This window comes from Planktotalea sp., assembly GCF_039984035.1.
Taxonomy (GTDB): domain Bacteria; phylum Pseudomonadota; class Alphaproteobacteria; order Rhodobacterales; family Rhodobacteraceae; genus Planktotalea.
On sequence record NZ_JBDWVM010000082.1, the window covers coordinates 1 to 11,995 of the forward strand.

16 protein-coding genes are annotated in these 11,995 nt (G+C 53.7%); 12 read left to right on the forward strand and 4 right to left on the reverse strand.

The features are described 5' to 3' along the window. Positions 1-247: 247 nt before the first annotated feature. Both ABJQ89_RS03705 and ABJQ89_RS03710 read left to right on the forward strand, forming a co-directional pair. A complete protein-coding gene (locus tag ABJQ89_RS03705) occupies positions 248-667 on the forward strand; it encodes an SRPBCC domain-containing protein (RefSeq protein WP_348494923.1) in 420 nt (139 codons plus the stop codon). Beyond that, on the forward strand, positions 664-1,080 hold the full coding sequence (locus ABJQ89_RS03710; protein WP_348494924.1) for a DUF6855 family protein: 417 nt from the start codon (positions 664-666) through the stop codon (positions 1,078-1,080). Before ABJQ89_RS03705 ends, ABJQ89_RS03710 begins: the two co-directional genes overlap by 4 nt. A gap of 2 nt (positions 1,081-1,082) precedes the next feature. Here ABJQ89_RS03710 and ABJQ89_RS03715 read toward each other — a convergent pair whose 3' ends face one another. After that, positions 1,083-1,388, reverse strand: a complete 306-nt coding sequence (locus tag ABJQ89_RS03715; RefSeq protein WP_348494925.1) for a YciI family protein — start codon at positions 1,386-1,388, stop codon at positions 1,083-1,085. A gap of 101 nt (positions 1,389-1,489) precedes the next feature. On the opposite strand from ABJQ89_RS03715, the gene ABJQ89_RS03720 reads away from it, so the two are divergent. The 5 genes from ABJQ89_RS03720 (at position 1,490) to ABJQ89_RS03740 (ending at position 4,489) form a co-directional block, all read left to right on the forward strand. Further along, positions 1,490-1,837 (forward strand): VOC family protein, encoded by a 348-nt coding sequence (locus ABJQ89_RS03720; protein WP_348494926.1) that lies wholly within the window; start codon positions 1,490-1,492, stop codon positions 1,835-1,837. Between the two features lie 156 nt (positions 1,838-1,993). Next, complete coding sequence (locus tag ABJQ89_RS03725; protein ID WP_348494927.1) at positions 1,994-2,563, forward strand: DUF2199 domain-containing protein; 570 nt, start codon at positions 1,994-1,996, stop codon at positions 2,561-2,563. Positions 2,564-2,716: 153 nt separating this feature from the next. Continuing rightward, positions 2,717-3,148, forward strand: a complete 432-nt coding sequence (locus ABJQ89_RS03730; RefSeq protein ID WP_348494928.1) for a YeeE/YedE family protein — start codon at positions 2,717-2,719, stop codon at positions 3,146-3,148. A 3-nt stretch (positions 3,149-3,151) separates the two neighbouring features. Continuing rightward, entirely contained in the window at positions 3,152-3,589 is a 438-nt protein-coding gene (locus tag ABJQ89_RS03735) for a DUF6691 family protein (RefSeq protein ID WP_348494929.1), read from the forward strand. An 18-nt stretch (positions 3,590-3,607) separates the two neighbouring features. Continuing rightward, positions 3,608-4,489, forward strand: coding sequence for an MBL fold metallo-hydrolase (locus ABJQ89_RS03740; protein ID WP_348494930.1), 882 nt, complete (start codon positions 3,608-3,610; stop codon positions 4,487-4,489). On the opposite strand, the gene ABJQ89_RS03745 is transcribed toward ABJQ89_RS03740, so the two are convergent. From ABJQ89_RS03745 to ABJQ89_RS03755, 3 genes are all read right to left on the reverse strand, one after another. Further along, on the reverse strand, positions 4,486-5,136 hold the full coding sequence (locus ABJQ89_RS03745) for a hypothetical protein (protein ID WP_348494931.1): 651 nt from the start codon (positions 5,134-5,136) through the stop codon (positions 4,486-4,488). The genes ABJQ89_RS03740 and ABJQ89_RS03745 overlap by 4 nt on opposite strands. A gap of 11 nt (positions 5,137-5,147) precedes the next feature. Next, positions 5,148-5,759: a LysE family translocator gene (locus ABJQ89_RS03750; RefSeq protein WP_348494932.1), complete on the reverse strand. Its 612-nt coding sequence runs from the start codon at positions 5,757-5,759 to the stop codon at positions 5,148-5,150. A 69-nt stretch (positions 5,760-5,828) separates the two neighbouring features. Beyond that, positions 5,829-6,239: an MAPEG family protein gene (locus ABJQ89_RS03755; RefSeq protein WP_348494933.1), complete on the reverse strand. Its 411-nt coding sequence runs from the start codon at positions 6,237-6,239 to the stop codon at positions 5,829-5,831. Between the two features lie 108 nt (positions 6,240-6,347). On the opposite strand from ABJQ89_RS03755, the gene ABJQ89_RS03760 reads away from it, so the two are divergent. The 5 genes from ABJQ89_RS03760 (at position 6,348) to ABJQ89_RS03780 (ending at position 11,874) form a co-directional block, all read left to right on the forward strand. Beyond that, entirely contained in the window at positions 6,348-6,953 is a 606-nt protein-coding gene (locus ABJQ89_RS03760; protein WP_348494934.1) for a TetR/AcrR family transcriptional regulator, read from the forward strand. Between the two features lie 246 nt (positions 6,954-7,199). Further along, positions 7,200-8,387 (forward strand): plasmid partitioning protein RepA, encoded by a 1,188-nt coding sequence (repA, locus tag ABJQ89_RS03765; protein ID WP_348494935.1) that lies wholly within the window; start codon positions 7,200-7,202, stop codon positions 8,385-8,387. Beyond that, a complete protein-coding gene (gene repB / locus ABJQ89_RS03770; RefSeq protein WP_348494936.1) occupies positions 8,384-9,379 on the forward strand; it encodes a plasmid partitioning protein RepB in 996 nt (331 codons plus the stop codon). The genes repA and repB overlap by 4 nt, the downstream gene beginning before the upstream one ends. 167 nt (positions 9,380-9,546) lie before the next feature. Further along, positions 9,547-10,725, forward strand: coding sequence for a plasmid replication protein RepC (repC, locus tag ABJQ89_RS03775; RefSeq protein WP_348494937.1), 1,179 nt, complete (start codon positions 9,547-9,549; stop codon positions 10,723-10,725). Positions 10,726-10,833: 108 nt separating this feature from the next. Next, positions 10,834-11,874: an aromatic ring-hydroxylating dioxygenase subunit alpha gene (locus ABJQ89_RS03780; RefSeq protein ID WP_348494938.1), complete on the forward strand. Its 1,041-nt coding sequence runs from the start codon at positions 10,834-10,836 to the stop codon at positions 11,872-11,874. Positions 11,875-11,995 lie beyond the last annotated feature (121 nt).

An 11,995-nucleotide genomic window follows, 5' to 3' on the forward strand; every position in this document is an offset into this window, starting at 1 on the left:
CCCCCTTGATTGCCCTGATGCACGATAATCGGCAAACCCGCCTCCGTCATCGCATCCACATCGCGCAAAATCGTGCGCGGAGTCACCTCTAATTCCGCGCCTAACTGCGCCGAGGTTTGCCGCCCTCGGTTCTGTAAAATGAGCAAAATCTGCAATAATCGCGCCGCGCGCATCGACTACTCCGAATATGACAATAGATGTCATATTAGCCCTGCTAGGCCTCTTGAGGTCAAGACAAGGAAAAAGAATGAAAACCTTCGAAACCGAAATAGAAATCGCTGCGCCCATCGACAGGGTTTGGCACGTATTAACCAAAGAAATGCCCTTGAATCCCACACCTTTCGGCATACTGCGCTTTGACGGCACGATCAATCAGAGCGCCAAGATCAAACTCTGGTCCGAAGTTTCGCCCAAACGCGCCTTTGCCCTCAGCGTTGATATCTTTGATGCGCCCAAGAAAATGCTCTGGCGCGGCGGCATGCCCTTTGGCCTCTTCACAGGCAAACGAACCTTCACACTCAGCCACGAAACAGGCGGCTGTCGCTTTCATATGAAAGAGGTCTTCACAGGCCCAATGTCAGGCATGTTATGCAAATCAATGCCCGACCTCACACCCAGCTTCGCCAAGTTCGCACAGGCCCTCAAAACACAGGCAGAAACACAATGACCGACGTCACCTACGGCACAGGCACCAAGGACGATCCTTGGATTCTCAAAACCCCGCCCCTCACCTCTGAATTCCATGTTTGGAAGGATGAAACCGCCGATCCTGCTGCCTTGGTCGTGCAAGTGGGCAAAACCCGCCTCTCCTACCAACTACGCGCGCTGCAAGACGCCCATGCCATGCTCAAAGCACACGGCGATTGGATGCCCCTTGGCAACGCGGACGAAGGCAAACCAACCAAGGACGGCACGCTGGAACAATGGGCGCGCGCGCCCGACAACCCTGTGCAAGGCTATTATGGCCTGCGCAAAGGGTATCGCGGCCGCTTCGCCAACTACGTTGCGCCCACGATGGAATTACTTGGCTTGGTCGAACTCGAACACAACGCCCGCAACAACCGTCTGCGCGCGAAATAACCTCATGCTTTCAACAGTTCCGCCTGCATCGACGGGCGGAACTCAGTCACCGTATAGCGCGCCAAGTTCTTTTGCATAAACGGATCAGCCTTGAGCGCCTCTTCGAGCTCGTCCCGTGTCGGCGCGGTCGCAATGATCACCCCGCCCGTGCGCGGCACCTTTGGCCCCGACGCAATGAACCGCCCCTTGGCATAGTTGTCCTCTAGAAACGCTACATGGGCATCGAGCTCCGGCTCGATCTCATCAAAGGACGCGATATAGTGCAGATCAACGACAAACAGGTTCTGATCACTTGGAATAAGGGGCATATCTTCGCTTTCAAATGGGCTAAGTATCAGTTGTCGCCACCCTACGACGCCACGTTCAAGTTTCAACGCCTTTCCCGACAAAACCCTACCGGATTTCGCCCATGCTCAACTTCATGACCCTCTTCGCGAACGATCTCGAAACCACTGCCGACATCTACCGCGCGCTCGGTCTCGAATTTATCGGCGAAAAACACGGCAACGGCCCCTTCCACCTCGCCCATGAAAGCGATGGATTAGTGCTGGAAATCTACCACAAACCTGAGGCGCGCTGCGACGGCATGATGCTCGGCTTCGACGTCCCTGATCTAAAGGCAGCCAAGACTGCGCTCCTCAAAACCCAAGCCCAGCTGATCAAAGACATCGCCCAAGTCGATGGAACGCCCCGAATGATTTTGGCTGACCCCGAAGGTCGCCAAATCTACGTTCGAGAAACAAGTCTAAATTCCTAACAATTTCAAGTTCAACCCCACTATGTGCTAGACGCCCAAGAGTTAAGCTTCCCGTTCCAACAAACCAAGAACATCTGGTAACGGGTTTTATGTGATGCATGTTGCAGTTGAGTTGAATGTTTGATTTGATCTATCAAACTCTGGAAAGGATACCACTTGTTTGGACGACTTCTCGGCAAGAAAACATTTCAATATAAGTGTGATGAATGTGGGGAAATCCACAAAGGTTCGCCATCGTTTTCATATAAGTTTCCGACTTATTACTTTGATGTAAATGAAAGCGAACGAGAAGGTCGTATTCGTATAAACGATGACTTATGTGAGATAGCCCCCAGCCCAGAGGATGTGGATGGCTCTACTATCTATTGCATTCGTGTAATCTTGGAAATTCCAATCAAAGGTTCGAAAGAGCCGATGACATGGGGCGTTTGGGTTTCACAATCCAAGGAGAGTTACGAAAAATACATCGAAACCTTCGACGACGACCAATCATCGCTCGGGAGCTTTGGTTGGCTAGCCGTCAATCTGCCTTACTACAATGCTTCAAACGCTGACGAGCCTTTACAGCATCTTGAATGCGACATTGAGTGGAGTGGTGTAGGCCAGAGACCGAAAGCAATCCTTTGGGAAGACTCACATCCGCTGGCCACTGATCAACGCAATGGAATAAGTTGGCAAAAGGCCGTAAAAATAGCCAATATCGCCAACGAAAAATTACACCCTTAGAATCCGATAATGGCTGTTATGTAACTCACAACAGATTGCAGTTCAAACCACCTCTCCTCATCCTCCAATAAAACAAACCCCTCTCCTTAGTGACAAAGTCACCAAAACTGTGGCTAACTCCCTCTAAACGACCAACGGTCTTTGGAGAGCACCATGGAAACAGCATTCACACCCTACGCATCCCTAGGCGGCGGCGTCCTCATCGGGCTGGCCTCTGTGCTGCTCATGGCCACCCTTGGCCGCATATTCGGCGCAACGGGCATCCTAGCAGGGCTGATTGACCCGACCGACCCCGAAGATCGCAAATGGCGCGCGCTGATCTTGCTGGGCATGATCACCGGCCCGCTCGTTATTCTAACCTTCACCGGCGATATGCCTGCGGTCCAAGTGCCCATCTCAACGCCTCTGTTGATCGTCGGCGGCTTCATCGTCGGCCTTGGCGTTACATTTGGCGGTGGCTGCACATCAGGCCACGGTGTCTGCGGCATGGCGCGCGTCTCACCGCGCTCTATCATCGCAACGATCACCTTCATGATCTTCACTGCGATCACCGTCTACATCATCCGCCACGTGATCGGAGCCTAACTCATGCGCATTCTAACAACCTACCTTATCGGTCTCATCTTCGGCGTCGGCATCTGTCTGGGCGGCATGGCAAACCCTGCCAAGGTGATCAATTTCTTCGACATCGCAGGCACATGGGATCCTAGCCTGATCTTCGTCATGGGCGGCGCATTGATCGTCACGTTCATCGGCTATCGTTTCGTGTTGAAACGTCCGACACCGATTTTTGACAAACGTTTCTATATCCCCACAAAAACCGACCTGGATCTGCAACTCATCGGCGGCTCTGCCCTTTTTGGCATTGGTTGGGGGATCGCTGGCTTTTGCCCCGGTGGAGCGCTGCCCGCCCTTGGCACTGGCCGCGCCGAAGTCCTGATTTTCGTTGTCGCAATGCTCGCAGGTATCTACGCTGCTAAAATGCTCCAAGCCGCACTGGCCCAAAAGGGCGAAAACCCTACCTAAACGTCACAGGAGACCGTCATGCGCTATCCAATCGATATGTCTATCAGGCCCGAAGTGTCAGCCCACTTTGACGAGGCCTCGAACACGATCACCTATATCGTCACCGATCCAGCAACCAAGCATTGTGCGATTATCGATAGTGTCATGGACATGGACTATGCCGCCGGCCGCATCACCCATGAGGCCGCAGATAAGCTCATCGAAGAGATCGAAACACGCGGTTTAACCCTCGATTGGATCATCGAGACCCATGTGCACGCCGACCACCTCAGCGCCGCGCCCTATATTCAAGGCAAACTAGGCGGCAAGATCGGCGTCGGTGAGAAAATCATGGTGATCCAGGATACTTTCGGCAAAGTCTTCAATGAGGGCACCGAATTTCAACGTGATGGATCCCAGTTCGACGCGCTGTTCAAGGACGGCGATACCTATCAAATCGGCTCCATGACGGCCTTCGCGATCTACACACCCGGTCACACCCCCGCCTGCATGGTGCATGTGATCGGCAACGCCGCCTTTGCCGGCGATACGCTCTTCATGCCTGACGGCGGCTCTGCCCGTTGTGATTTCCCCGGTGGCAGCGCAGGCGAGCTTTATGACAGCATCCAAAAGGTGCTGTCCCTACCCGACGAAACCCGCTTGTACATGTGCCATGATTACGGACCCAACGGGCGTGCGATCCAGTGGGAAACCACGGTCGCAGATCAAAAGCGCGATAATATCCATGTGGGCGGCGATAAAACCCGCGAGGATTTCATCAAGTTCCGTACAGAACGCGATGCCCAGCTCTCCATGCCCAAGCTGATCATCCCATCGTTACAAGTGAACATGCGCGCGGGTGAAATTCCCACCGATGAAGACGGCAATCCAGTCCTGAAAATCCCCGTCAACGGGCTCTAGTTCACGCCAGATGCAATCTCTATCGCCCGCCGCGCCGCGCGCTCGGGCGAGGACATCACAGGCACGCCAATCCCTGCCAATCGCGGTTCAGCAACGCGCATGGATGCTTGCGCCAGTACAATGCAATCAGGTCGCCCATGCTGAATAATATCCGCCTTGATCGAGGCTGCGATGCTCGCCGCAAACCCCAACATATCGCCGCTTTCAAACGACGGCCAAGCCGCGTCACACAGAACAAGGCGCGGCGCGACATCCGCCCCCAACTGCGCGGCGCAATCCGCCAGTAAGTCCAGCGTCGGCTCTTTCGTGCTTTCAAGGCAAATCGCAACCACGATATCCCGTCCGGCGGCACAGGCGCTCTCCATCACAGGGCGATCAATCCGAAACACATGGGACTTCGTATGCGCCACTTCATCCGCGATCGATCCAAGGGTCGAGCAGGTGCAAATCACCGCATCCGCCCCCGCAAGCGCACCTATTTCCGTCAAAGTCTCTTCGCGAACCGCCTCAATTCCTTCGCCGCGCGCACGTTCGAGCAAATCCGCACGTACGCGATGCTCAACCGTTCCTTGAAATCCCGCCGCCTCAAGCAGCTCATCAAACGTCGCAATGTGCACATCTGCCGTATGAAGCAATGCAATTTTCATCTTTTGATCCCTCAGCTCGGACGTTTCGCAAACAACAGCAATCCACCGAAGAACATCATGCCAACGCCAGACGCCCCCTGAAACCAATGCAGTTTGCGCGCTGCTGTACGTGCAGCCAACGCACCGCCCGCCGCATAGATTCCAAGCGCAACGAACTCCAAGACCAGAAAAATAGCGCCCAATGTCGCGTAGCTTTGCACATAGGCCTCTGTCACCACAAACTGCGGGAAAAACGCCGCAAACACCAAAATCGCCTTGGGATTGCTACTCGCGGTCAACGCCTCTATCCGGCTCGCCGCTCGTAAACCGCCAGTGCCAGGCGTCAAGTCGCTCTCTTTCATCGAAAACGCCGATTTCAGCGATTTCCATCCGAGCCAAATCAGGTAAGCCGCGCCAATCACTTTAACGACTGTAAAGATCAGCGCAGATGTGGATAGGATAATTCCCAACCCCAAAGCACTCGCCGCGATCATCACCACAAACACCGCCAAACGCCCCAAACCTGCCGCTAAGGCAAAGCTAACACCCCGCTGCGCACCATGGGTCAGCGCCAGCAGGTTATTTGGCCCAAACGCAAGATTAATCGCGAAACAGGCAGGCACGAAAAGATAAAGATCAAGCATATCGCAGCTCCAAAAGGGGGTGAGCCCCAGTGAAACCACCGCGCCCTCAATTGTTCAAGGGCCGCTCTTCTAAGAAAGCTGCGTCAACATCCAGATACTCGGCACCAAAAACGCTGCATAAGTCGCTAACATAGCCAAACCCCTCGGCGCGGGATTGTGCGAAATAAACGTCATCGCCAAACCATGCACCACGCGCCCCGCAACAAAGGCACCGCCAATGCCCCAGACCAAACCGCTCGGCGCACCCTGCCCTTCCAGCAAGGCCAACAAGATCAACGCAAGGGGCGTATACTCAACAAAATTGCCAAAGGCGCGAATGCTGTTGCGCAACATCAGATCATCCGCATGCCCAAACACAGCCGCATCAATCTTGCCCGACTTAAGCCCAATCATCGCGCGGCGCACCGACACATGAATTGTCAAAGGCACAGAAATCAATCCCAGCAAAGCCGCGCAGGTCGTCGTGATCGGTAGTATCATCAGAAATCTTCCCTGTTTGTGATCATTGACCCTTTTCATTGCACCAATCTAAATATGTTCAACAACATATTAAAACTTTCGCTACGCTACCCCAAACAGGAGAAACCCATGCCCCTCAGCGCCGCCCACAAACAGCAAACCCGCGCCAAGATCGTTGAAGGCGCGCGCATTTTGTTCAACACCAAAGGGTTTCACGAAACCTCTATCGAAGACATCATGCTTCAGGCAGGCCTCACGCGCGGCGGCTTTTACAATCACTTCAAGAACAAAGACGAACTTTACGCAGAAGCCGTCGCATGCTTCCTAAACGGACGTGGCCAATCATGGCGTGAAGAGGCAGGCGTTGGTTCGGTGGACACAGGCCCAGACACCGTACAGGCGATGATCAAAAGCTACCTGTCCAGTGAGCACCTCGGCGATCTGGAGGGACAATGCCCGATGATCGCCCTGCCCTCTGACGCGGCGCGCGCTGGCCCGCCCGTGCAATCCGCTTATGAAGGGTTGCTGCGCGCCATGATCGGCCTGTTTGAGGGCAACACACCCAAAGGCCCCGATCAACGCGAAACCGCTTTGATTCTCTCAACCCTCTGCGTCGGCGGCATGGTTCTCGCCCGCAGCGTCAACGATCGTGATCTTGCCGAGGAGATACGAAGCGCCGCTTTTGAAAAGGCGCTCTCTTCCATTAAAACAGATGCCAATCATTCAGTTCCTTAAGCAATTGGGCCGATTTTGAATTGCAGTAAGACGCAAAGCAAGCAACATGTGCTGTGCTTGCGCGGCCCCATCCAATACCATGCTCCTTAAGGCAAACTTAAAATTCTCTTGCACGAATCCCACCTTTGGGCCAATAGTCACGGAAAAAGATGGGTACACGATAAAAACCGTGACCTCACAAACCAGAGACTAACATGCCTTTGGTGAGAGCAGACTAGAGCCTAACATGGCGCAAGAGAGCAGAACATGACAAGAGATCCGTCCGAGGACTCCCTCAATCAAGTGATCCGCCACCATTCCGAATGGTTGGCCAACCAGCTGCATGTGCAGCGTGAGAACCTGTTCCCGCCTGATGCCTCAAAGCAGATGCGCACCTTCACATCCGGTGAAGCAGCCGCGCTCCTTGGCATCAATGACAGCTATCTGCGCAAACTGCACCTAGAGGGCAAAGGTCCTAATCCAGAAGTCACCCAAGGCAATCGCCGCCATTACAGCGCCCATGATGTTCAAGCCTTGCGTGAGCTTCTGGAAAAGACAGCGCGCAAGCCGGGCGATTATCTTCCGGGCCGACGCGATGGCGATCACATGCAGATCATCGGCGTGATGAACTTTAAGGGTGGCTCAGGGAAAACCACCACCTCTGCCCATCTCGCCCAATACCTCGCCCTTCAAGGCTACCGCGTGCTTGCGATCGACCTCGATCCACAGGCGTCTTTGACCGCGCTTCACGGCGTTCAGCCAGAGGTCGATCTGCCCGAGGGTGGCACGCTCTACGATGCGATCCGCTATGAAGATCCGGTGCCGATCAAATCGATCATCCGTCCGACCTACATTCCGAATCTCGATCTTATACCGGGCAATCTGGAACTCATGGAATTCGAACACGAAACCCCTCGCGCCTTGGCACAAGGCAACGCAGGTCTGTTCTTCTTCCGTGTTAAAGATGCGCTCAGCGCTGTTGAGGATGATTATGACGTCGTCGTCGTCGATTGCCCGCCGCAGCTAGGCTTCCTCACCATGTCCGCGCTCTCTGCCGCGACGGGTGTTTTGGTCACGATCCACCCGGAAATGCTCGACGTCATGTCGATGAGCCAATTCCTTCGCATGACTGCTGATCTGATGGACGTTATCGCCGATAGTGGCGCAGATATGTCCCATGATTGGATGCGCTACGTGCTCACCCGTTATGAACCCTCCGATGCGCCGCAAAATCGCATCGTGGCCTTTCTGCGGACCATGTATGGCGACAGCGTTCTGAATGCGCCCATGCTGAAATCCACCGCTATTTCAGATGCGGGCCTCACCAAACAAACTCTGTATGAGGTTGAGCGCTCCAGCTTCACCCGCGCCACCTATGATCGTGCGCGCGAGAGCCTTGATGCGCTCAACGGCGAAGTGGCCGATTTGATCCAAAAGACATGGGGGCGCACATGAGCGATAGCAAAAAGAAACGCATGGCCATGCTCGATACATTGGCCGCCGCTGGCTCCCCTGCCCCACCCCCCTCTATGGCCGCGTCCCGCCCGTTGCGCGCGGCGCGCAATGCTGTGGACAGTCACAAGGTTTGGGACCTCGATCCAAATCAAATCATCGATGAACGCTTCACAGATCGTCTTGATCTGACCGATGTGGATGATTTGCGCGACTCGATAGAAGCCACGGGGCAAACTGTCCCGATTTTGGTACGTCGCCATCCCAAGAACGCCGATCAATACCTTTTGGTCTATGGTCGTCGTCGTCTCGAAGCGATCCGTCGTTCTGATAGCGTTCAAACCATCAAAGCCCTGATCGCAAACCTTGATCAAGATCACGCGATTGAAGCCCAGATTTCCGAGAACATGGCCCGCCGCGATCTCAGCTACATCGAAAAGGCGCTCTTCGCACATGAGCTGATCGAGGGCGGTTTTGGCAATCAGACTCGCGTTGCCGAGGTTTTGACCGTCACCAAGTCTTCCATCTCAATGGCGCTGGGGATCATCGGGGCGATTGGTCCCGATTTGGTGCGTATAATTGGACCTGCCCATGCGATTGGGCGCCCTCGTTGGGATGCATTGGCCAATGCGGTGGAAGCCTCACGCCTTACGCCGGATGCCTTGATGGCAATCGCGGGCAAAGCAGAAGATGCGTATTCGATTGCTTCGTTCTCAGACAATCCTGGACAAAGCGACCGCTCTGTCGAAATTTTCGAAGCCGTATGGGACGCGGTCGCGCCCGCAGCGCCGTCAAAGCCCAAACGCGTAAAACCCAAACAACAAAAAGGCCGTACCCTTACGGCCGCAGGCAAACCAACTGGGACCCTGAGCAAAACAGCGTCAGGTCTCAAGTTGGAACTACAGTCCGGTGCATTTGCAGATTGGTTGGAAGACCAAATGCAGGTCGTGCTGGACGAACTTCATGAGCGTTTCGAACAACGCCGCGAAGATTAAATCGAGCAAACAAACAGGAGGCACAGAGCAGACAAAGAAAAGGTCCCGCAAAGCATACACCCCACGAGACCCTTGTAAGTAGCATTTCAAAGGTACGTTTCAGCGCAAATTTTCGCAAGTCCAAAGTGATTCGCGGGCCCAAAAAACTTGTCTCAGTGACACGAATTATGAGCTACCATCCAAGAACGCCGTTCCGGCGCGCCTATGATGCTGCGCAACTGAAAGATTTTGCGCCCATTCCTGAGACAAAAACAGCGCCTGACGTGAACAAATGGGACGTGCTTCGTGAACTCGGCGTTGCCCGCAAACAGTTCAATCTATCGGATCGCACGTTAAGCGTTTTGCAAGCCTTGCTCGGATTTCATTCTGAGACGGAGCTGAGCATCAGCGAAAAAGCCCCTATCGTTTATCCGGCAAACGCGACAATCTGCGAACGTCTGAACGGTATGCCATGCTCTACCATGCGGCGTCATTTGGCGAGCCTCGTGAAAGCCGGTTTGCTGATCCGCCGCGATAGCCCGAATGGCAAACGCTACACGCGTACCTTTGCCGGAACGGCCCAAGCGTTTGGCTTCGATCTGACGCCTCTGGTCATTCGTTTCCAAGAGATCAAAGATGCCGCAGATGAAGTCCGGAAAAGCGAAGCACATGTCGAGCAACTTCGTCTCAACGCATCGCTCATGCGCCGTGATCTCGCCGCGCTGAGTGAACTGGCAAGAGCCGAGCGCCCTGCCCTCACAATCTGGGATGCCTTTGACGATCTCGCACTTTTGTTTGCCCGTGAGTTGCGCCGGAAGTTGAGTGCAACTGAGCTAGAAGAATTGAACCGAAAATTGGCCGCGAGTTTGACTGATCTTCAAGCTTTGATCTCAGAGCTTTTCGCAGATGAAATGAGCACCAATGAGGTTCAAAATGAGCAGCACCATCAGAATTCAAATATAGAATTAGAAGATACTCTTATCGAAACACCGCACGAAATTACGAACGAACATGAAACCAAAACGCGCAAAGCAGCAAAGGTTTCTCTGCAGATGGTAAGTACACATTGCAAAGAGATGAGGGCCTATTTTTCAGAGCCGTTGAACAAATGGTCAGACCTTGTGCATGTTGTTGATCGACTGAGGCCAATGATGGGTGTTTCATTAAAGGTTTGGGACCGTGCGACAGAAGCAATGGGGTTAGAGCAAGCATCAGTTGTCTTGGCTGTTATGTTAGAGCGGTTTGAAGAAATTCGATCACCGAGCGGATATCTTCAGCATCTTACGAATAAGGCTGAACTGGGGACGTTTAGCTGTAATCCTATGCTGCTAGCTTTGGCTCGGCGGACGGGGAATTCACAACTGTGAACAATCCCGATCTTGATAAGAGTTCACAGTTGTGAACTTGCACCATTAAGAAGCTAGAAACTATTTCTGCACGCCCCTAAGGTAGCCCGAGAACAAGAAGGATTTGATATGTTTCTGAAGAACGCTTGGTATGTCGCTGCATGGGATCATGAGATCACCAGAGGCCTGAAACAGATCATCGTTCTCGGCGAAAAGATTTGTGTGTTTCGATCAGAAGCTGGCGAACTCGTCGCGTTAGAAGATGCATGTCCACATCGTAAACTGCCCCTCTCAAAAGGGCGGATTAAAGGCGACACTGTCGAATGTGGATATCACGGTCTGACCTTTGATTGCGCGGGGCAATGTGTCTGGTCACCAGGCACAGGACGCATCCCGTCTAATGCGAAAGTACACGCCTATCCGCTGCATGAAAAATACGGACTTGTTTGGATTTGGATGGGCAATCCGGCACTGGCCGATGCCAGCGAAATCTTTGAGATCGAAAACTACGACAACCCTGACTGGGGCATCAATCGTGGCGCTGCGATGGAGCTGGATTGCAACTATCTTTTGATGTGCGACAACCTACTGGATCCGACGCATGTGGCTTGGGTTCATCAAAGCAGCTTTGCCGCGGATGCCACTAAGGACACGCCGCTGCGGATCAAGAAAACGGATGAGGGCGTAATCGTGCATCGCTGGATGATGGATCACGAACCTGCGCCGTTTTACAAAAAGGTTGTTGCGTTCGAAGGCAACTGTGACCGTCTGCAACACTACGAGGTGCGCTATCCGTCCCATGCGTTGATCAAGGCGGTGTTCACGCCCGCGGGAACGGGTGGGCCAGATGGGCCGCTGCACGAGAAAACCTTTATCATGGATAGCTACAATTTCATGACGCCGACCGACGAAGGGCATACGCGCTACTACTGGTTCCAACTGCGCAATATTCGGCCCGATGATGAGGCGCTGTCGCAGATGATGAGCGAAGATGTGCAGCACGCATTTGAAGAAGATCGTGATGTTTTGAATGCGGTTCAGATTGGGATGAGCAACAAGACGTCGCCGCATATTGATCTGCCGATTGATGGCGGCCAATTGCGGTTCCGTCGTCAGTTACAAGCGATGATCAACGAAGAACAACGCGTCGATGCGCAGATGGCTGAGTGACCTTCTAAGGCGGGTTCGGAATGCTGAGATAGGTTTCTTTGGGAATGCGCGTGAGACCAGTTATCCCAAGCTTGGAGCGGTGCTCGTCAGCAAGATCGTGAATCGCATTTTCAACAGCAGA